The sequence below is a fragment of the Pseudomonas urethralis genome (genome assembly GCF_021602465.1).
In the GTDB taxonomy this organism is placed as follows: Bacteria; Pseudomonadota; Gammaproteobacteria; order Pseudomonadales; family Pseudomonadaceae; genus Aquipseudomonas; species Aquipseudomonas vlassakiae.
The window spans coordinates 1-255 of sequence record NZ_BQIJ01000069.1 but is presented as its reverse complement, the minus strand read 5'-3'; the positions used below and the strand labels follow the sequence as shown (position 1 = coordinate 255).

Here is a 255-nt window from a genome sequence, read left to right as displayed (position 1 = left end):
AACCACCTACGCGCGCTTTACGCCCAGTAATTCCGATTAACGCTTGCACCCTCTGTATTACCGCGGCTGCTGGCACAGAGTTAGCCGGTGCTTATTCTGTCGGTAACGTCAAAACAGCAAGGTATTAACTTACTGCCCTTCCTCCCAACTTAAAGTGCTTTACAATCCGAAGACCTTCTTCACACACGCGGCATGGCTGGATCAGGCTTTCGCCCATTGTCCAATATTCCCCACTGCTGCCTCCCGTAGGAGTCT

Annotated in this window: 1 rRNA gene; it reads right to left on the bottom strand. The window is 51.8% G+C overall.

Going from position 1 to position 255, the window contains the following annotated elements:
* Nucleotides 1-255: ribosomal RNA gene (locus L6D64_RS28235) — 16S ribosomal RNA — on the bottom strand; the annotation flags it as partial.